The sequence below is a fragment of the Borreliella americana genome, assembly GCF_021043605.1.
Classification (GTDB): Bacteria; Spirochaetota; Spirochaetia; order Borreliales; family Borreliaceae; genus Borreliella; species Borreliella americana.
The window spans coordinates 30,043-50,463 of record NZ_JAJNFB010000006.1; the positions used below are offsets into that span (position 1 = coordinate 30,043).

The 20,421-nt window shown below is 28.9% G+C and carries 16 protein-coding genes; all 16 read left to right on the forward strand.

The genetic code is table 11. The features are described from left to right. The first annotated feature begins 16 nt into the window (after window positions 1-16). The 16 genes from LRB30_RS02700 (at window position 17) to LRB30_RS02775 (ending at window position 20,418) form a co-directional block, all read left to right on the forward strand. Window positions 17-550, forward strand: coding sequence for an OmpH family outer membrane protein (locus LRB30_RS02700; RefSeq protein WP_231014369.1), 534 nt, complete (start codon window positions 17-19; stop codon window positions 548-550). 289 nt (window positions 551-839) lie between these two features. Then, on the forward strand, window positions 840-3,428 hold the full coding sequence (mutS, locus tag LRB30_RS02705; RefSeq protein WP_231018926.1) for a DNA mismatch repair protein MutS: 2,589 nt from the start codon (window positions 840-842) through the stop codon (window positions 3,426-3,428). A gap of 1 nt (window position 3,429) precedes the next feature. Continuing rightward, window positions 3,430-4,047 (forward strand): ComF family protein, encoded by a 618-nt coding sequence (locus LRB30_RS02710; protein ID WP_231018927.1) that lies wholly within the window; start codon window positions 3,430-3,432, stop codon window positions 4,045-4,047. A gap of 100 nt (window positions 4,048-4,147) precedes the next feature. Continuing rightward, complete coding sequence (gene rimP, locus LRB30_RS02715; RefSeq protein ID WP_231014371.1) at window positions 4,148-4,585, forward strand: ribosome maturation factor RimP; 438 nt, start codon at window positions 4,148-4,150, stop codon at window positions 4,583-4,585. Between the two features lie 13 nt (window positions 4,586-4,598). Further along, complete coding sequence (gene nusA, locus LRB30_RS02720) at window positions 4,599-6,047, forward strand: transcription termination factor NusA (protein ID WP_231018935.1); 1,449 nt, start codon at window positions 4,599-4,601, stop codon at window positions 6,045-6,047. 2 nt (window positions 6,048-6,049) lie between these two features. Then, complete coding sequence (infB, locus tag LRB30_RS02725; protein WP_231018943.1) at window positions 6,050-8,605, forward strand: translation initiation factor IF-2; 2,556 nt, start codon at window positions 6,050-6,052, stop codon at window positions 8,603-8,605. Between the two features lie 23 nt (window positions 8,606-8,628). Then, window positions 8,629-8,991 carry a 30S ribosome-binding factor RbfA gene (gene rbfA, locus LRB30_RS02730; RefSeq protein ID WP_231014604.1) on the forward strand — a complete coding sequence of 121 codons (363 nt, stop codon included), beginning with the start codon at window positions 8,629-8,631 and terminating at the stop codon, window positions 8,989-8,991. A gap of 2 nt (window positions 8,992-8,993) precedes the next feature. After that, complete coding sequence (gene truB / locus LRB30_RS02735) at window positions 8,994-9,842, forward strand: tRNA pseudouridine(55) synthase TruB (RefSeq protein ID WP_231018952.1); 849 nt, start codon at window positions 8,994-8,996, stop codon at window positions 9,840-9,842. 198 nt (window positions 9,843-10,040) lie between these two features. Then, the gene (gene rpsO / locus LRB30_RS02740) at window positions 10,041-10,307 is read left to right on the forward strand and encodes a 30S ribosomal protein S15 (RefSeq protein ID WP_002557393.1); all 267 of its coding nucleotides are present in this window, start codon (window positions 10,041-10,043) and stop codon (window positions 10,305-10,307) included. Between the two features lie 14 nt (window positions 10,308-10,321). Continuing rightward, a complete protein-coding gene (pnp, locus tag LRB30_RS02745) occupies window positions 10,322-12,490 on the forward strand; it encodes a polyribonucleotide nucleotidyltransferase (RefSeq protein WP_231014602.1) in 2,169 nt (722 codons plus the stop codon). A 6-nt stretch (window positions 12,491-12,496) separates the two neighbouring features. Beyond that, on the forward strand, window positions 12,497-14,008 hold the full coding sequence (locus tag LRB30_RS02750; RefSeq protein ID WP_231018954.1) for a ligand-binding sensor domain-containing protein: 1,512 nt from the start codon (window positions 12,497-12,499) through the stop codon (window positions 14,006-14,008). Then, window positions 13,983-15,272, forward strand: a complete 1,290-nt coding sequence (locus LRB30_RS02755) for an LptF/LptG family permease (RefSeq protein ID WP_231014573.1) — start codon at window positions 13,983-13,985, stop codon at window positions 15,270-15,272. Before LRB30_RS02750 ends, LRB30_RS02755 begins: the two co-directional genes overlap by 26 nt. Further along, window positions 15,269-16,336, forward strand: coding sequence for an LptF/LptG family permease (locus LRB30_RS02760; RefSeq protein ID WP_231014572.1), 1,068 nt, complete (start codon window positions 15,269-15,271; stop codon window positions 16,334-16,336). Before LRB30_RS02755 ends, LRB30_RS02760 begins: the two co-directional genes overlap by 4 nt. A gap of 29 nt (window positions 16,337-16,365) precedes the next feature. Further along, complete coding sequence (tgt, locus tag LRB30_RS02765; protein ID WP_231014571.1) at window positions 16,366-17,493, forward strand: tRNA guanosine(34) transglycosylase Tgt; 1,128 nt, start codon at window positions 16,366-16,368, stop codon at window positions 17,491-17,493. Then, entirely contained in the window at window positions 17,486-19,006 is a 1,521-nt protein-coding gene (murJ, locus tag LRB30_RS02770; protein WP_231014570.1) for a murein biosynthesis integral membrane protein MurJ, read from the forward strand. Before tgt ends, murJ begins: the two co-directional genes overlap by 8 nt. After that, window positions 19,003-20,418: a HEAT repeat domain-containing protein gene (locus tag LRB30_RS02775; RefSeq protein ID WP_231018971.1), complete on the forward strand. Its 1,416-nt coding sequence runs from the start codon at window positions 19,003-19,005 to the stop codon at window positions 20,416-20,418. The genes murJ and LRB30_RS02775 overlap by 4 nt, the downstream gene beginning before the upstream one ends. Window positions 20,419-20,421: the final 3 nt, after the last annotated feature.

A 20,421-nucleotide genomic window follows, 5' to 3' on the forward strand; every position in this document is an offset into this window, starting at 1 on the left:
TGCTATGAAGAAATTTGTGTTTTTTTTGATTTTACCATTGTTTTTTTTATTTTCTTTTAATGTTTTTGCGATAGATGTTATTAAAATAGGAATTGTTGATTTTGATAGAATTGTGATTGAAGTTTTAAATCCTCAATTGAAAGCTAATCTTGATCAAATAAAAAATCGGTATCAAGAACAAATAAATACGTTAAATTTAGAGCTTAAAAATTTAAGGGATATGTATGATAAATCTATTGCTGATAATGATTTAGATAATGCAAGATCTTTTGGAAATCAATATAATTTGAAAGTTGATGAGCTAAAGAGAGTGTCTAGTTTGGCAAAGAATAATTTAGAACAGCAGAGATTGGCCAATATTAATAGTTTGAATAATAATAGTGAATCTCTAAGCAAAATACTTCATGCTATTCAATATGTTGCAGAAATTAATGGGTTTTCTTTGATTATGAAGAAAAATAATCCATATATCCTTTACCACAATAGCACTGTTGATATAACAGACGATGTTGTTAAGCATCTTTTAGAAAAGGATAATAAAAATCCTTAAAGGCTTTTCCTTTCAAAATATTACGTTCTTTTTTAAAATTTTCAATTTCGCTTCAAAATAAGTTTAAATCTAACTTAAACAAAAAATATTGTTTATTGTGAAAAGTTTTTTGCAAATTTTTTAAAATTAATTAAATTTAAAACAGTAGGCTTTTTAATATTAGATATCTTTTGATTGTATAAAATATTTCTTTTACGGTCTTTTAATCATTTTATATTCTTCCTTTTTTTTAATTGGATTATATTTATTTTATAATATCAATTGTAATTCAATATTATTTAGGAAGCATATGGAAAAAAATGTTACCCCAATGATGAGGCAGTATTTAGATATCAAAAAAAAATATAAAGATGCTATTCTTTTTTTCAGAGTAGGAAGTTTTTATGAAATGTTTTTTGATGATGCAATTGAAGCAAGCAAGCTTCTTAATTTAACATTGACAAAAAGAGAAAATGTTCCAATGTGTGGGGTGCCTTATCATACCAGTAAAGAATATATAAGGAAATTAATTTTATTTGATAAAAAGGTTGCAATTTGTGAACAAGCGTCTAATTCTACTTCTGGGGGGCCTTTAGAAAGAGAGGTCGTTGAAGTAATAACCCCAGGCGTTATTATTGATGAAGATTTTTTAAATGATGATGTTAATAACTATTTAGTTGCTATCAGTGATTATAAAAATTATTATTCATTTTCTTATATAGATTTATCTACTTCTAGTCTTGGGATAATGTTTTATGAGAATGGGTTTTTTGAAAAACTTAAAAGGGATCTTGAGAAATATTCTCCTAAAGAGATAATAGTTTCTGAAAATTTTTATTATGAATACTCAGAGAAACTTAATTTTAGTAGGTTTTTAATCAACAGAGTTCCCACTTGGCATCTTGATAAGGATATTGCAATAAAAACAATAAAGGAGCATTTTAATATACTTGGATTGAGCTCTCTTGGATTTGATGAGGAAAAGCCCTATTACATTTCAATTTTTCTTATTATAAATCATATAAAAAATAATTTAAAAAATTTATTAAGTAATATTGATAAAATAGATATTAATAATGATTCTTCGTACATGTTTCTTGATGACGTAACTCAAGTTAATCTTGAACTTGTAAAAAATAACAATGATTTTTCTTCTCAATATTCATTATATTCTGTGTTAAATGATTGCAAAACTGCAATGGGAAAAAGACTTTTAAGGGAATTTATTTTAAATCCAATTTTAAATATTTCTGAGATTAATACCAGACTAGATCATGTTGAGTTTTTTTGCAAAAATATTAGCTTAACTGTGACTTTAAGAGAAACTTTTATTAATATATGGGATATTGAGAGAATAATATCTAGGATTCAAATGAAAAGGTATATTAAAAAAGATTTTTTATTTATTGAAAAAGCCCTTTCTGTATTTTTTACGGTAAAAAAGTTATTTAACAAGCATAATTTTGATTATTGGAATTTTAATAAGTTTGAAGAAGATAGTATTTCTAAGGTTTATTTTTTAATAAATAGTGCAATTTCAAGCTCGCCTGATGAGCTTATTAAAAGAGGTTATGATTTAAAGCTTGATGGCTTAAAAGATTTAAAGATTAATGCAAATAAATATATTGATCAATATCTTGAATCAGAGAGATTGTTTAGCAAGATCAATAACTTAAAGATTAGAAAAACCAATAATAGGGGATTATTTTTTGAAGTTACAAAAAGTAATTATGCCCAAGTTCCATCACATTTTATGGAAAGCCAAGCTTTAAATTCTTCAAAAAGATATAAAACAGAAAAACTTATTTCTCTTGAAGCAGATATTAATAATGCTGAAGACAATGTGGTTGCTTTTGAACAGGAAATTTTTGATGAAATAGCATCAAATGTTGTTAAACATAATAAAGTTCTTAAAAAGGTTTCAGAATTTTTTGCATATATTGATTTAGTTGTTAACTTCGGTTATTTGGCAAAAAAAAATGAATACAAAAGGCCTTTATTAACGTCAGGTAAAGAAATTTTTCTTGATAAATCTCGTCATCCTGTTGTTGAGCACTACACTAAAAATACTGAAATCTTTACTGAAAATTTTGTAAGGATTAATAAAGAAAAGTATTTTTGTTTAATTACTGGACCTAATATGGCAGGTAAATCAACCTATTTGCGTCAAGTGGCTTTAATTACTTTAATGGCTCACATAGGTTCTTTTGTCCCGGCTTCTAAAGCTGTAATAGGCATTACAGATAAAATTTTTTGCAGAATTGGAGCAAGTGATAACATTTCCAAAGGCGAATCTACTTTTTTAGTTGAAATGAATGAAACAGCCAATATTTTAAGGAATGCAACAGAAAAGAGTTTAATAATTATGGATGAGGTTGGAAGAGGTACTAGCACTAATGATGGGCTTGCTATTGCTTATTCTATTATAGAATATATTTTAGAGTATATTAAAGCTAGAAGTTTGTTTGCCACACATTTTCATGAATTGTCATCTATTAATCACAAAGCTTTTATTAATCTTTCAATGAAAATTGAAAAGCAAGGCAACGATCTTGTTTTCTTAAGAGAAATTGAAGAAAAACCATCACTTAATTCTTATGGGATTTATGTTGCTCGTATAGCAGGACTTCCTTTAAGAGTGATAGATAGAGCTAATGTTATTCTAGAAACTTTGCTGGGCCGAGAGGGCAGTTCTTGTTTAGAGCTTTTTCCCTGTGTTTCTTCTGATGGTAATGATAAAGAGGTTTTGAAAAATGATACTGATATTCATATAAAATTAAGTGAGTATTTGGAGTTAAAAAATTTTATTTCTAACATAGATATTAATAATATTACCCCTTTTCAATCAATTGAGCTTTTAAATCAAATTGTTTTAAAGGTTGTTTCTTGGTCTAGTTAGTATGAGTTATTTAAATGCTTTGAAGAGTATATTTTTACCTTTTTGTGTTTTTTGTAGAAAAAGATATGTATCTTCTAATGCTCTTTGTGATCAATGTAAGCCACTTTTTAATTTTAAAATTAAATTTGATGAGAATTTGATTTATTTTTTTGAATATAAAGAGCACTACAAATCTTTAATTTTGTCTTATAAGAAGGATGCTCAAAAGTCAATTGGCAAATTTTTAGCAAGTGGAATTGCTGAATGTTTAAATAATATTGATTTTGATCAAATAGTAACTGTTCCCTGTAGTTTTAAAAGAAAATTATTTTATGGTTTTGATCATATGGAATATATTGGTATTTTATTAAGCCGTTTTGGTTTTAATTATATAAATATTTTTTCAAGAAAGTATGGAAAAAGTCAGAAATTAATGAAAGGCAATCTCAGATTTAAAAATCTTGAAAATAAAATTAAATTAAGATCAAAATATAAAAATTTTCAGTTTAAAAAGATTGTTTTGCTTGATGATATTGTTACTACAGGAGCATCTATGTGTATTTGTGAGGATCTTATTATGCAATTGGGAGCTTATAAGGTTATAAAGCTTTCTTTGGCTAGATCTTATAATTTGGTTTAATGTTGACATTATTTTTGCTAAGTGTTAACCTTGATATGAGGTTTAGTTTATGTATTTAATAAGGTTCTTTAAAAGAACCTTATTATTTTTAGGAATACAGTTGATTAAATATTTTGATAAAAATAATGAAGTTTTTAATTTGATAAAAGATTTAACAGGGCGTTTAAATGTTGAGATATTGGAAATTAATATCTTTAGAAATAAAAATAATGGAAAAATTCAAATAGTTCTTTATAGTAAAGATTTTTCCTTAGGTGTTGATTTGTTGACTGATTTGCACAAGATGATTTTATTAATTTTAGAAGCAAATCTTAAATATGGTTTTATTTTAGAACTTTCTACTCCAGGAATAGATAGAAAAATAAAAAGTGACAGAGAGTTTAAAATTTTTGAAGGTAAAAAGATTAAATTGATGCTAGATAATGAATTTGAAGAAGGTTTTATATTAGAGTCAAAGCCAAAAAGTTTTATTTTTAAAACAGATAGCAAAGAAGTAAATGTTTTTTATAGTGATGTTAAGAAAGCCAGATTAGTTTAAGGAGGAATTTTGGATGATAAAGGGCACGGGGCATATGATTGTAAATATTGCAAATGATCGTGGCATGAGTATAGATTCTATTAGAAAAACAATTAAAGAATCGATATTAATAGCTTATAAGAAGTATTTTGGAAGCAATGAGAATGCTTTTATTAAGTTTGATGATGATACTGGAGATTTGTCTGTTTATGCAAAAAAGAAAATTGTAAAAGAGGTAAAAGATTCTTTGCTTGAAATATTAGAAAAAGATATCTCAAAGGAAAATATTGTAGAAGGTGGTTATGCTTACATTGAAATTAATCCTAAAGTTTTTGATAGGCTTTCTATTCAGGTTGCCAAACAAAGAACCAAAAATGACTTGCAAGGAATTGAGGATAATGAGATTTTATCAGAATTTAAAAGCAAGTTGAATAAAGTTATTATTGGATACGTTCAACAAAATAGAAATGGCGATCTTTATGTTAATCTTGGCAATACAGATGGTATCATTCCCAAAAAGTATCAGTCGCCAAGAGAAGTTTATAACCTTAATGATAAGATTAGGGTTTTAGTTTATAGTGTCAAAAAGGGGAAAAATGGTATTGAAGTTATTCTTTCTAGAACCCATCCAAAGTTTATTGAAGAGCTTTTGGCACTTGAGATTCCAGAAATCGAAGAAGGTATTATTAAGATTCATAAAATAGTTCGCGATCCTGGTTACAGAATCAAAGTTGCTGTTTATTCTGAAAAAGAAGAGATTGATCCTGTTGGTCCTTGTATAGGGCAAAAAGGGGTCAGAATTCAATCTATAATTAAGGAACTTGAAGGAGAAAAAATCGATATTATCCCTTATAGTAAAGACATTAAAGAATTTATAAAGGATTCTTTGACCCCTTCTAAGATAGAACATGTTTATATTCTTGACGAGGATTTACATAAAGCTTTAGTAGTTGTTAGCGATGACCAACTTTCTCTTGCTATAGGTAAAATGGGCCAAAATGTTAGACTTGCCAATAGACTTCTTGACTGGGCTATTGATGTTAAAACTAGCAGTCAATTTGCAGAAATGAAAGCTAATTCAGAGTTTAAGCAAGAAACACTCGAAATGTTTGATAAAGTTATGCAGGATGTTGTTGAAGAGGAGCAATTTGAAGAGATAAGTAAAATAAGTGATCTTAAATTACTCGATCCTTCTGTGATTTCTAATTTATCAAAAGAGGGGTTTGATGATATTAATAATTTTTTACAAGCAGATGAGGGGGTGCTTTTTAATCTTGGTGTAAGTTATGAAAACCAAGAAGAAATTAACAAAATATTAAAAGAGGGGATGATAATAATTTCTAATGACAATAATGAGTCTATGGAAAAGGCAGAAGAAGATGAAGAGCTTCTTTGCCCTGAATGTGGTGTTGTTATTAATGAAAATATGACCTCCTGTCCGGGTTGTAAAATAGGGCTTAGTTTTGAGTTTGAGGAGGAGTAGGTTTGTCGAAAAATATTGATGATATTAAAAATGAAGATGGCAAAAAAATTAAGATTATTAAGTTAAAAAAGAAGGTAGTAAAAATTGTAACACACAATGATTTAAACAGTAAAAATGATTCAAATGGTTCTGTTGATTTGCATAAGCACAGCAGAACTGGTGGATATTCGCAAAACAGGGATAACAGAACTGGTGGATATTCACAAAACAGAGACAACAGGGCTGGTGGATATTCACAAAACAGAGACAACAGGGCTGGTGGATATTCACAACAAAACAGAGATAACAGGGCTGGTGGATATTCACAAAACAGGGACAATAGAACTGGTGGATATTCACAACAAAACAGAGACAACAGAACTGGTGGATATTCACAAAACAGGGACAATAGAACTGGTGGATATTCACAAAACAGAGACAACAGGGCTGGTGGATATTCACAAAACAGAGACAACAGAACCGGTGGATATTCACAAAACAGAGACAACTCAACTTCTCAATATCAAGGTTTGGCAAAGAGAACATATGTTGCCAAAAATAATCCTCAAAATAAATATACTTCTATTTCCATGTCTTTTAGAAGAGTTGTCAAAGCCAAAATTCCTGTTGTTGGCAGCACACCTTCAGCAGATTCTGAGAATAGTAAAGAGTTAAATCGTAAACTTGGTGAGAAAAAAAAACAGCAACAAGAGAGTCAAAAAAGCTATAAGAGAAAAAAAGCAGAAACTGAGAGCAAAACAATTGAGCAAAAAGTTTTTGATCAACTTCAAAAAAAGAAAAGAGAAAATTTAGCTAACCCTATTCCAAAGTCAATTGATATTATGGGTAGCATTACTGTTTCTGATCTTGCAAGAAAGATGAATTTAAAATCTTCTGATTTGATTGCTAAATTAATGGCTTTGGGTGTAATGGTGACTATTAATGAAAAAATAGATTCTGATACGGCAACTATTTTAGTTGAAGAATATGGTTCAAAAGTTAATGTTGTTTCTATTTATGATGAAACGATTATAGAAGAAGAGGTGGAGGATCAAAGTAAAAGAGTTGAAAAACCTCCTGTTATTACAATAATGGGTCATGTTGATCATGGCAAGACTAAACTACTTTCTGTACTTCAAAATATAGATATAAATCAAACAGAGTCTGGTGGCATTACTCAACATATTGGAGCTTATACTATTGTTTATAATGATCGAGAAATAACATTTTTAGATACTCCTGGCCATGAAGCTTTTACTATGATGAGAAGTCGTGGGGCGCAGGTTACAGACATTGTTGTTCTTGTCGTGTCAGCAATTGATGGTGTTATGCCTCAAACTATTGAGGCCATAAATCATGCAAAAGAAGCAAATGTTCCAATTATTGTTGCTATAAATAAGATTGATTTGCCGGATTCAAATCCCGATAAGATTAAGCACCAGCTTTCAGAATATGGTTTAGTATCCGAGGATTGGGGGGGAGACACTATTTTTGTGCAGATTTCTGCTCTTAAAAAGATAGGAATTTCTGAACTTCTTGATATGATTCTTTTACAGTCAGATATGATGTTATTAAAGGCAAATCCATCCAAAAGAGCTATTGGAAAAGTACTTGATGCCAAGATTGATTTGGGGCGAGGAATAGTTTGTTCTGTTATTATTGAGGATGGAACTCTTTATGTGGGAGATTCTTTTGTGGGTGGGGCGTGCTATGGTAAAGTTAAGGCATTAATTAGCGACAAGGGTGTTCCTGTTAAGAGCGTTGGGCCTGCTAAGGCCATTAGTGTTTTGGGATTTTCTTCAATGCCTCAGGCTGGGGACCCTTTTCAAGTAACCAAAACTGAAAAAGAAGCAAAATTGATCAGCTCCAAAAGACAAGATCTTAAAAAATATGAATCTTCCAAAAATGTAAAAAAAGTTACCATGTTAAATCTTTATGATTCAATCAAAGAAGGAGCGCTTAAAGAGCTTAAAATAATTTTAAAAGCAGATGTTCAAGGCTCAGTCGAAGCGTTAAAGAATTCTCTTGAAAAATTAACAAACGATGAGGTTCGAGTAAGGGTTGTGCATTCATCAGCAGGGGTGATAACTGAAACAGATATTAGTTTTGCTTCAGCAAGCGATGCTATTGTTATTGGATTTCATGTAAGGCCTACTGCAAAAGCTCAGGTGCTAGCAGATCAGGAAAAAGTTGAGATTAGAAAGTATAATGTTATTTATGATGCTATAAATGATGTTAAGTCAGTTCTTGAGGGAATGCTTGAACCAAATGTTGAGCAGCAGTTTATTGGTTTTGCTGAAGTAAGAGCTGTAATAAATGTTCCAAAAATTGGGGTAATAGCCGGTTGTTATGTTTCTCAAGGACTAATAAAGCGAGATGCGATTACTAATGTAATGAGAGATGGTTTGCAGATTCATTCCGGCAAAATTTCATCTTTAAAGCGATTTAAAGATGATGTTAAAGAAGTTGCTGAGCAATATGAGTGTGGCGTTGTGATTGATAATTATGCTAATATTAAAGAAGGAGATATAATTGAAGCATTTGAGATAAAAAAGGTGAAAAAATCTTTTAAAACTTAGTATTGCTTTATTTATATGTGTTTATGTATAAGGATATTAAAAAGTTTAAACTTGAAAGTTTTATTGCTCAAGAAATTGGCAATTTAATAGTAAGTGGAGGGATTAAAGATCCCAGAATTCATTCATTTTTAACGGTGGTTAAAGTAGAATTTTCAAAAGATTTAATAAATGCTAAGGTGTTTGTGGGCTCTATTAAAGAGGGCGCTTCTTTGGATAATGCAGTTAAAGCTTTAAATAATGCTAAGGGATTCATTCAAAGTCAAATTATTAAGCGAATTAAAGTTAGAAGTACTCCTAAGTTATTATTTGTTAAGGATGATTCTCTTTCTAAATCATTTTATGTTAATAAGTTAATTGAAGGATTAAATGCTACAAGAGAGAATTAAATTTGGAAAATGGATTCCTTTTAATTAATAAAGAACAAGGTAAAACCTCTTTTGAAACTCTTTTCCCTGTAAAAAAATATTTTAATACAAATCGTGTTGGGCATGCTGGCACGCTTGACAAATTTGCAAGTGGAATTTTGATTGGTCTTGTGGGAAAATATACAAAGCTTTCAAGTTATTTTGCTTCTTTAGATAAAGAGTATGTAGCAGAATTTAGATTTGGATTAGAAACAGATACCCTTGATCCAAATGGAAGAATAGTGAATAAAACCGATCATATTCCTAATTTGGAGGATATAGATTTAAAGCTTAAAGATTTTGTAGGAGAGATTTATCAAAGTCCCCCCAAATTTTCTTCTGTTCATATTGGTGGCAGCAGAGCCTATAAACTTGCTTTGAATGGAAAGTTTTTTGAAATTAAAAAACGAAGAGTGACTGTTTATAATATTCAAAGATTAAGTTATGATTTTAGTTCTTCCTTGCTTGGTTTGAAAATTAACTGCTCAAAAGGTACTTATATTAGGAGTATTGCAAGAGATTTAGCCTATTCTCTAAATTCTTGCGCGTATGTTAGCAGTTTAAAAAGAACCAAAGTAGGTATGTTTAGATTAAAAGATTCAACATTGTGTGAAAATTTAAGTAAAGCCCCCTTAATTAGTCTAGAATCTTTAAAAAGTTTTAAAAAGGTTTACATTGATTCTAATAAGATAAATTTTGTTAAAAATGGTGTTTATTTTGAAATTAAAATCAATATTAATGAATTTAGGATTTTAAAATCCAGAGAAGAAAAAGTATTAGCGGTAATTCAAGGGGTGGGTTTGAATAAATATAAATATGTTATTATATTTTAATTATAAATATTTTATGACATTTTAATTTTATATTTGTTTTTTTAAACAATTTAATAATTTATTATTAAAAATAACTTGAAAAGGGCACATTGCTTTTGTTATTTTTAAGAAAAAATATTATAATCTATTGTAGTAGTTATTTTAAATTATAGCAAGAGGTTTGTTAGAGCTTTGCTATAATGGTATAGGAGTTGCTTTATGATAGATAAAAAGCAAAAGCAAAAAATAGTTTCTGAATTTGGAAAAAATGAAAGCGATACTGGTTCTGTTGGGGTTCAGATTGCACTTATTACAGGTAGAATAAAGTATTTAACTGAACATTTAAAGATAAATAAAAAAGATCATAGTTCAAAAAGAGGTTTATTGAAGTTGGTAGGGCAAAGACGAAGTTTGTTGCGGTATTACCAGAAAAAAGATTTAGAGGCTTATAGGATGTTGATATCTAAACTTGGTCTTAGAAAATAAAAAGAGGTTGAATTTTGAGGAAAATATTAAAGTTGAAAATAGGCAGAGACGAGTTAGTGTTTGAGACCGGATTTATGGCTAAACAGGCTAATGGATCAGTTCTTGCAACTTATGGGGGATCTTCGGTTCTTGCAACTGTTTGTTGTTCGAGTAATGTGAGAGAAGATTTGGATTTTGTTCCGCTTTCTGTTGAATATAATGAGAAATATTATGCAGCTGGTAAAATCCCGGGAGGATTTATCAAAAGAGAAGGAAAGCCAAAGGATAAGGAAATACTTGTTTCCAGGTTAATAGATAGGCCAATGAGGCCTCTTTTTGATAAAAGATTTGGTCGAGAAATTCAAGTAATTCCTACGACTTTAGCTACAGATCAGCTGAATCCTCCTGATATTGTAGGGATGAATGCTGCTTTTACGGCAGTTTTTTTGTCAGATATTCCGTTTAACGGTCCAATTGCGGCTGTTAGAATGGTTTATTTGAATGGTAAGTTTATAGTAAACCCTTCATTTGAAGAGATTCATGATTCTGATCTTGATATTGTTGTTGCCGGAAGTTTAAATGGAATTACTATGGTAGAAGGTGGTGCTAATGAGGTTGGTGAGGATATTTTGCTCTCAGCAATAGACGGTGCGCATGAATATATTAAACAAATTTGCAATGCTCAAAAAGAATTTTTAGATATTGTAGGCAAAAAAGAAAAACTTCCTTTAGCTTTTGAAGAAAAAATATTTGAATTTAAAGATGAGCTTAGAGATTTTGTTTATGATGATCTTAAAGAAGCTTGCTTTGTTAAGGGAAAGCTTAATAGAGATAAAGCGATAACTTTGCTGCGAAATAAATCCTATGAGCATTTTTCTTCTCTTGAGAAGTTGACTGATAGCAATGAATCTCTTTTTCATAAAGCTTTTGATGATTTTGAGAAGGAGATTGTTAGAAGTTCTATTCTTAACGACAATATTAGAACAGATGGCAGAACTCCCAGTGAGATAAGAGATATTATTTCAGAAGTTGATATTTTAAGTAGGACGCATGGATCTGCACTTTTTACAAGGGGCGAAACGCAAGCTTTAGCGGTAACTACTCTTGGTACAAGCATTGATGAGCAAATAATGGATGATATTGATGGCGATAAGCGCCTTAATTTTATGCTCCATTATAATTTTCCTCCATTTTCAGTTGGTGAGACCGGTAGACTTATGACCGGCAGGCGCGAGATTGGGCATGGTCATTTAGCTCAAAGAGCTTTAGAATCAATGGTTCCTGGAAAAAATGATTTTCCTTATACTATTAGAGTAGTTTCTGAGGTTTTAGAGTCTAACGGATCTTCTTCAATGGCTACTGTTTGTGCTGGGAGCATGTCTTTAATGTCAGCAGGGGTTCCTGTTAAAGGGCAAGTTGCAGGAATAGCCATGGGGCTTATTAGCGAAGGGGATAAATATGTGGTTTTAAGTGATATTCTTGGAGAAGAGGATCATTTAGGTGATATGGACTTCAAAGTGGCTGGTACAAAAAATGGAATTACTGGATTTCAAATGGATATTAAGATTGAAAATGTTACCAAAGATTTAATGAGGGATGCTCTTGAGCAGGCAAGAATAGGTAGAATACATATATTATCTATTATGAATACTGTAATTTCTAATTCAAGAGTTGGCATATCTAAGTATGCTCCCAAAATTGTTCAACTTCAAATTGACATTGACAAGATATCTCTTGTGATAGGATCTACTGGAAAAACCGTTAAGGCTATAACAGATGAGTTTGAAGTTAAGGTTCAAATTGAACAGAATGGGAAAATCATTCTTTTCGGGGATGATGATTTTAAGATGCAAAAGGCCAAAGAAAGAATAGAGAGTATTGTAAGAGAACCAAAGGTAGGCGAAATTTATGAAGGAATTGTTAAAAAGATTAATAGCTTTGGGGCCTTTATTGAACTTACTCCTGCAAAGGAAGGATTTTTAAGTACTCGTTTAAAACCTAGAGACAGTAAGTATGGTTCTGGAAGATTTGGGAATAGTAATAGATATTCTAGATTTGGTAGTGGTGGAGATAATATAAGAGGTAATGCGGGGTTAGTTCGTCCTCCAAAATTAGAAGAAGGTCAGCGAATTAAGGTTAAAATAATTGATATAGACAAATTTGGAAAAATTGATCTTGAAATTGTTAGAGATAAAGATTATTAAAATAATATGAAATTTGTTTTGAATAATTTATTTAAAGGTTGTCTTATATGTTTTTTCTTGTTTTTTTCCTGCCTTACTACAAATAAATCTATTCAAGATTCTAATATTAGTAATATTGTAGAGAATAAAAAAGAATCAGTTATTATTGATGATAATAACGATGCTTTTGAGAGTGAATTTAAAAGAGACTATTTGATAGGATTAAAAGATAATGAATCTTTTTTTCTTAGTGATGCTTTTTTAAAAGAAAATAATTTTTATTTCAAAAAAGCCAGAGAAAGTTATGCTAAAAAAAATATTGGCTTGACAAATTATTATTTGAATAAAATAGTAGCCAATGGGGATAAGCACAGCAGGGAATTGCTAGCTAAGGCGAATTTGCTTTTTGGATATGTAAATTATGAGAGTGGTTTTTATGATCTTTCCGAATATAATTTTGATTTATTTTTAAAAGACTATAAATATTCTCATGCTAGTTTAAGATCAGCTGAATTGAAATATCTTGCTAGAGAAAAATCGGATGCAATTTCTGTATTTAAAGAGATTAACGAATTTTCTATCTCAGGTTATGATAAAGAGATTTATGACTTTTTAAGTAATAAACTTGGGATAAGTCATTTAAAATTAGAGTCTTTAGGATTCCTTGACAACAGTGTTTTTGATACATTTGTCTTTAATGATAATATATTTGTAACTAATATATTGGGAGGGCTTTTAAGATATAATATTAAAAAAAATGATTGTAGAGTTTATCTTAAGGATAAAAAGAGCATTTTTTTAAATGGCATTAGGGGTTTTGCAGATTATAATGGAACAATTTATATTGGTGGTAAAAATGTTGTTTATTATATAGATGATGTTGATGGGGATTTAAAGCAAATAAATGTTCCCAGTAATGCTGATTTTAGCAATGTGCAAGTTTTGATCGGTGTTAAAAATGGAATATTTGTTGGTACTTTAAATTCTGGGTTATGGTTTTATGATTTAAAAAATTGGAAAAATGTACCTCTTGGATCCAATAAAATTTCTTCACTCTGCTTTGATAGTTTAAAAAATTTATTGTTGGTTGGAACAGTTGACAAGGCTATTTATAGTATTAATGTAGATAATTTGAAAAAGATCGAACATTTGGATTTTTTTAGTAAGAATGATAATGAGAAAAATATTAATTTTATAAAAAAATATAAAGATAGTTATTTTGTAGGGACATATGGCGGGGGGCTTTTTGAATTCAATTTAAATAAAAATAGCTATAAAAAGCACGTTATTGCCAATAATGTTGATGTTAATTATTTTATGGATATGGAGATTAAAGATAAAAAGTTATTGTTTGCAACCTTTGATCATGGCCTATTGATTTATGATTCTGAAAATGACAATTGGGATTATTTTGGACCCAATAATGGACTTCTTAATTTAAATTTAATAAAAGTTTCTAGATTTGAAAATTATGTCATATTGGGCACTCTTAATAACGGTTTGGTTTTTGTAGATGAAAATATTAAAAAACAGTTATGAGTCTTACATAATTACTGAATTTTTAAAATATTTTTTAATTACTTTTTTATTTTTCTTTTTCGTATTTTTTATAAATCAAGTTTTATTCTTTATGAGAATACTTCTTCAAAATTATGTTCCCTTTTTGAAGGCTTTTATTTTTATTATATATTCTCTTCCTATGGTTATTGCGCTTTCTCCTCCCTTTGCTTCTTTGATTTCAGTAATTCTTACTATTCATAAATTCAAGCTTCACAATGAAATTTTAGCTTTTCGTTCAATTGGCATATCAATTTTTGATTTACTTGTCCCATTTTTTAAATTGGGAATAGTTATTGTTTTTATATCTTTTATATCTAATGATATTTTACTTCCACTTGGATCTATTGGTAGGTTAAAAATTTTTAATGAAATAAAAGAAGAAGTTCCCCATTTGGTATTAAAGCCTTATTCAAGCAAGCAATATGGAGATTTGATTTTTGTTTCTGGTGAGAAATCGGAAAATGGTTATAAAAATGTAACTTTTTTTGATAACACTGGGCTTAAGGGTTTTGATAGAATATTTATGGCAAAAAATCTTGATATTAGAAAAGAAAATTTTCAAGTATATTTTATTTTAAATGATGTTATATCTATTGCTTTAACAGACAGTGAAAGTGGATTTTATGATTATTTTTATGCAGATAAGATGAAATATTCAATCGATCAGGTTACATTTAGTGATAGTTTTTTATTAAATTATGTAACTCCTTCTCAAATGAGCATGAGGGATGTTATACAATTAATTAAAAAGCAAAATAATTTAATTGCAGATTCAAATATAAAAAATAATCTAGAAGGAGACTTTTTAAGTTTAAATTTTTCAAATCTTTATTTAAATTATTTATACAATCAAAACTATTATATGGATGAATCTTATGTTTTTGAAAATTTAAACTATATGTATAATTTAAATTTAAATTTTAAACCTTATCAAGATAGAAGCATGAAGCAAAATTTGGCTCTGTTTAATCTTGAATTTTATCAAAAAATTAGTTTACCACTTTCAGTTTTATTTTTTATTTTTTTAGCTTTTTCAATGGGAATGTATTCTAATAGAAAATATTCCATTATTCTTGAACTTGTAATTTCAATTATTGTTTGTGTTTTTTATTGGGTAATGTTTATTGGTGGAAAAGTTTATACTGTGCAGTATGCACCAAATCCTATTATTGTTACTATTTTGCCCAATTTAATTTTAATTATTGCAGGAGCAATTCTCTTTTTGAGATTGTTAAAAAAATGAAAATAGATAAGCTTTTTATAAAAAGCATCATTCTTACTTTTTTGTCCATGAACTTACTTTTCATGATTTTAATTATGCTTGGTGATTTGTTTGTTAATCTTCTTAATTATCTTGAAAAGAATATTGGCCTTAAGGATATTCTTTATATTTATTATTTATATTTGCCAAAGGCATTCTCAGATGGGGTTGCTTTATCTTTTCTTTTTGCTATTTCGAATCTTATTGGCAATCTTTCTATGAGAAATGAAATAATAGGTCTTTTTAGTTGTGGAGTTCCACTTACCAGGATATTAAAACCAATCATTTTAATTAGTATATTTATTTCAGTTAGTCTTTTCTTTTTTGATAATTATTTAGTAATAGACACTATAGCAAAAAGAGATGTTCTTATTAAGAATAGCATTGGCAATAGTGGATCTGGTGATAAAACCATAATAATAAGAGATCTTGCTAGAGAAATTTATAATATTAAATCTTACGATATTGATGAGAATACTTTTGCTAATTTGATGATTATAATTAAAGACAGCAAAGATGAATTTCAAACAAGGTACGATATAAATAAAGCCGAATGGAAAGATAATAAATGGAAGCTTTATGGTATTAGAGAGTTTGTTAGGGTTGATAAAAAAATTAAAGAGAATGCCTACGATGTTCTTGATGGAACAGGAATTATTAAGCTGGCACCTGATTACATAAGAACCGTAATGCTCTCATCAAAGGCATTAAATTTTACTAAACTTATAAATTGGATAAGTTTTCTCAAAGCCGAACGTTTAAATTATTCTGATGCGTTGTTTGATTTGTTAAATAGGATATTCTTTTCATTTAGATTGATTCTTCTCAGCTTTACTGTTGGTTTTATTGCTCTTGCTCTTAAAAAAAATATTTTTATACTCAGCTTATTAAATAGCATTGCTTTTGCTGTTGTTTATGTTATTTCTATTGTAATTTTTAATTTTTTAGCGGATCTTGGTTATTTACACATATATATAGCAAGCTCTTTTACAACTATATTTTTTTTGATTATCAATTTTTTTGTTTATAGGATTGTTAGGAAATAATATATATAATAATTATTTGAGATATTTATATGTTTAGTGTAATTAAGAATGACAAATATTCTAATGCGAGGGTTGGATTTCTAAATCTTCCTCATGGTAGAGTAGATACTCCTTGTTTTATGCCGGTTGGTACTTTGGGAGCAATGAAAGGATTGAAACATACTGTTCTTGAGAAGTTGGAATGTAATTTGATGCTTGCAAATACTTATCATTTATATTTAAGACCGGGGATTAAAACTATTGAAAAATATGGTGGTCTTCATAATTTTACAACTTGGAATAAAAATTTTTTAACTGATTCGGGTGGATTTCAGGTATTTTCTCTTTCTGGTCTGAGAAAAATTGATCTAAAAGGTGTACATTTTAAATCTCATCTAGATGGATCGTATCATTACTTTACTCCTGAGGGAGTATTTGCTATGCAAGAAATTTTTGGTAGTGATATTATTATGCCACTTGACATTTGCAGTTCTTACGGGATTGATTATAATGAAGCCAATTTATATACAAATATTACAACTAATTGGGCTAGCAGAACATTCAAATCTTATAAAAACAGAAAAGAGGGGTATAACGGTCTTTTATTTTTAATAACTCAAGGAAATTTTTTTAAAGATTTGAGGAAAAGAAGCATCAATGATATATTAGAATTAAACAGTCCAGGTATTGCCATCGGAGGCATTTCTGTTGGAGAACCAAGAGAGAAATATTTAGAAATTCTTGAATATAGCTCTTTGTTGATACCAAAAGAAAAACCAAGGTATGTAATGGGTATTGGTACTCCCCATTACATACTTGATGCCATATATTACGGTATTGATATTTTTGATTGCGTTAATCCCGCAAGAATTGCTAGGCATGGGTCTCTTTTGACAGATAATGGGGTAATGCGTATTGGTAGAAAGGAGTATAAGGATGATACTTCTAGTGTAGAGAAAAATTGCGGCTGTACTTTATGTACAAGGTATTCAAGAGGATATTTAAGACATTTGATGAAATCAAAAGAGCTTTTTGGAATAGTTTTGGCAAGTGAGCATAATATTTACTATATGTTTCGATTGATTTCCAAGATCAGAACCGCAATTCTAAATGATAATTTTTTAAACTTTAGAACTTCATATTTAAAAAAGTATGAAGAGGGAAATTTTGATGAATAAATATGTTGTTTCTACAATTTTGGTCATGATTTCCACTTTTTTTTCAAGAATAATGGGCTTTGCAAAGATAAAGATTTTCTCTTATTATTTTGGTGCAAATCTTGATGCCGATATTTTTAACTATGTTTTTAATATTCCTAATAATTTGCGCAAAATTCTTTCAGAGGGTGCAATGACTTCGGCTTTTTTACCTGAATTTACACATGAAAAAAACAAATCGCACGCAAAAGCCGTTTCTTTTTTCAGAACTGTCATAACCTTTAACATTATTTCCATTGGGTTAATTGTGTTAGTTATGATTATTTTTGCAAAGCCTATTATGTATTTTATATCTTATTATAGGGGCGAAAACTTAATTTTTGCAAGTTCTGTATTTAGTTATTTGGTATTATATATTTTGCTAATAAGCCTATCATCAATCTTCGTATCTGTTCTAAATTCGTATAGGATTTTTTTCATTCCTTCATTTTCGCCTATTATGCTTTCTTTTGGAATAATATTGAGCATATTCTTATTTTATGGCCGTTTTGGAATATATAGTGCTGTTATTGGCGTAATTTTTGGGGGGATTTTTCAATTTTTGATTCCGTTTGCAAATTGCCTTATGATTGGTTTTACCTTGAAACCGACATTTTATTTTAGAGAAAAAGTATTTTTAAATTTTTTAACCAGATGGTTTCGCATGATTTTTGGATTTTCCATTTCAATTGTTACTCAGCAGATTTCATTTGCATTAGCATCTACTCTTGAGATAGGAAGTGTTTCTATTCTTAGTAATGCTGTAGTTTATTATCAGCTTCCTGTAGGAATTTTTTATATTTCTATTGCAACAGTAATTTTCCCTAAAATGGCAGAGCATGCTGCTTTGGGTAATAATATAAAATTAAATGCCCTTTTATTAGATGGAATTAAAATTTTATTGTTAATTTTTATTCCAGTATCTTTTTTAATGTTTATTTGGTCTGATTATATTTTGAATTTATTTCTTATGGGGGGAAAGTTTTCTATTTATGATACTCAAAAAACAGCAGGTGTTTTGAAATGTTTTCTTTTAGGTTTACTTTTTTATTCAATGTTTAGTTTTTTTCAAAAATATTATTTTTCTATTCGTGATGCAAAAACACCATTTTATTTGAGTGTTTTATTTTCTATTCTTGATGTTGCACTTTCTGTTTTTGGCATTAATTATTATGGTTTGAATGCTTTAGCATTAGCCCAATCTATTTCTTTTATGATTTGTGTAATTGTTTTCTATTTTATAATATTAAAAAGCGGGGTTAAAATTGATTTAATTGAAATTTTATTTGTTCTTTTAAAGTCAATTATTACACTTTTTCCTTTATATGCAATTTATTTCTTTTTTGAAAAGTTTCAGTGGGATGTGGGGTTTAGTCTTAAAAATCTTTATTTTTTAATTGCAGCTGGAATTATTAGCATTTTTATTTTGTTTATTTGTTATTCTGTTTTGGGAATAAATAAGCTTTTTAGGTATATTAGGAGGGATGCTTTATGAAATACTTTGATTTTTTATTTTTTTTACTCATTTTTAATGTATATGCTCAAAATGTTAATCCTCCAACTCTTCCCAGTCCTCCTTTGTTGCCCAAAATTACAGAAAATAAACTTGTTGAGAAGAAAAATTCTTCTAAGGGGGAGGGGGAGAATTTTTCTAATGTTGGTTTAGATGGTAAGTATGTTGACGATACAATTCTTTATGGGCTTGATAGTCAAGTTACAAACATTATAAAAGCTCTTAAAAAATCAAGCGATAGTCAATATAATTTTTCTCTTAAAAAAAGACTTGAGAAAACTTTTAATGCTGAGATTAAAAAGGAAATACTTGAATTGTTTATTTCTCTTAAGTATTCAGGGGGCATTGATACAGCAAATTATATTCTTGAAAATTATGAGAGCAAAAGATATTCAACTGCTTTATTTGGCTTGGCAATTTCATATCTTAAGGAGTTTGACGATAAGGAAAAATTAAAAAAAACTCTTATTGACATTCTTGAAAATAAAGAAGGTAATGTGGTATCTATTGCAGCTTATTATTTAGGAGAGCTTAATTCTCTTGAGTATTCTAAAAATATGATGGAAGTTTTTGAAAAATATTCTGGAAATGATGGAGCTAGAAGAGAAATACTTATTGCTCTTGGAAAAATGACTGCTATTGATTATCAAGATAGAATTTATGAAATTTCGTTAGATAATTACGAGGGTCCATCAATTAAGGCTGCCGCAATTGAAGCGTTGTCATATCTTGCTCCAGATAAAGTAACTTCAAATGCTGATTTATATCTTCAGAGTAATAACAATAATTTAAATGTTAAATTAGCTATTATTGCTTCTTTATCTAAAGACCCTTCTTTAAAGTCCAAAGAGATTTTACAAGGATTTTTAAGAGATTCTGATGATAATATTAGATTTAAAGCTGTTAATGCAATCAAAGGACATGGGGATTCTTCAGCAAAGGATATTTTGATTTACAAGCTTAAAAGTGATCCATCTCTTAAAGTTAGAGAGGCTTCCGCTAAGGCCTTAATTGATATGGATCTTGGGGATATTGAGATAAAAAACATTATGTTTGATTTTAAGATTGAAAATAATTTTAAAATTTTAATGTTTAGTTACCTTTTGGATAAAGATTCTTTAAAAGCATTGTCAATTGCTTTAGAAATTGTTAATAAAGAAAATGTTAATAAACCCTCAAATGTTTTAATAGGCATTGCTTCAATGCTGGCTGGTAAAAAGGGTAATTTTGATAATTTTTATTCTAAAATCATTGACAGCAAAAATGTAGATTTAAGACATTTTGCATTAAAAGGAGCCGTTTATAATAAATCTTCATCGCTTTCTGATAAACTTAAAAAAATTAAAAGTGAAACGAACTCCGAATATATTAAAATGCTTTTAAAAGATTATTGATTA

Bases quoted from the DNA above. Each gene is read 5' to 3' on its own strand.
- mutS (WP_231018926.1), top strand. From the start codon at position 840: ATGGAAAAAAATGTTACCCCAATGATGAGGCAGTATTTAGATATCAAA.
- LRB30_RS02710 (WP_231018927.1), top strand. From the start codon at position 3,430: ATGAGTTATTTAAATGCTTTGAAGAGTATATTTTTACCTTTTTGTGTT.
- nusA (WP_231018935.1), top strand. From the start codon at position 4,599: ATGATAAAGGGCACGGGGCATATGATTGTAAATATTGCAAATGATCGT.
- rbfA (WP_231014604.1), top strand. From the start codon at position 8,629: ATGTATAAGGATATTAAAAAGTTTAAACTTGAAAGTTTTATTGCTCAA.
- rpsO (WP_002557393.1), top strand. From the start codon at position 10,041: ATGATAGATAAAAAGCAAAAGCAAAAAATAGTTTCTGAATTTGGAAAA.
- LRB30_RS02750 (WP_231018954.1), top strand. From the start codon at position 12,497: ATGAAATTTGTTTTGAATAATTTATTTAAAGGTTGTCTTATATGTTTT.
- LRB30_RS02755 (WP_231014573.1), top strand. From the start codon at position 13,983: ATGAAAATATTAAAAAACAGTTATGAGTCTTACATAATTACTGAATTT.
- LRB30_RS02760 (WP_231014572.1), top strand. From the start codon at position 15,269: ATGAAAATAGATAAGCTTTTTATAAAAAGCATCATTCTTACTTTTTTG.
- tgt (WP_231014571.1), top strand. From the start codon at position 16,366: ATGTTTAGTGTAATTAAGAATGACAAATATTCTAATGCGAGGGTTGGA.
- murJ (WP_231014570.1), top strand. From the start codon at position 17,486: ATGAATAAATATGTTGTTTCTACAATTTTGGTCATGATTTCCACTTTT.
- LRB30_RS02775 (WP_231018971.1), top strand. From the start codon at position 19,003: ATGAAATACTTTGATTTTTTATTTTTTTTACTCATTTTTAATGTATAT.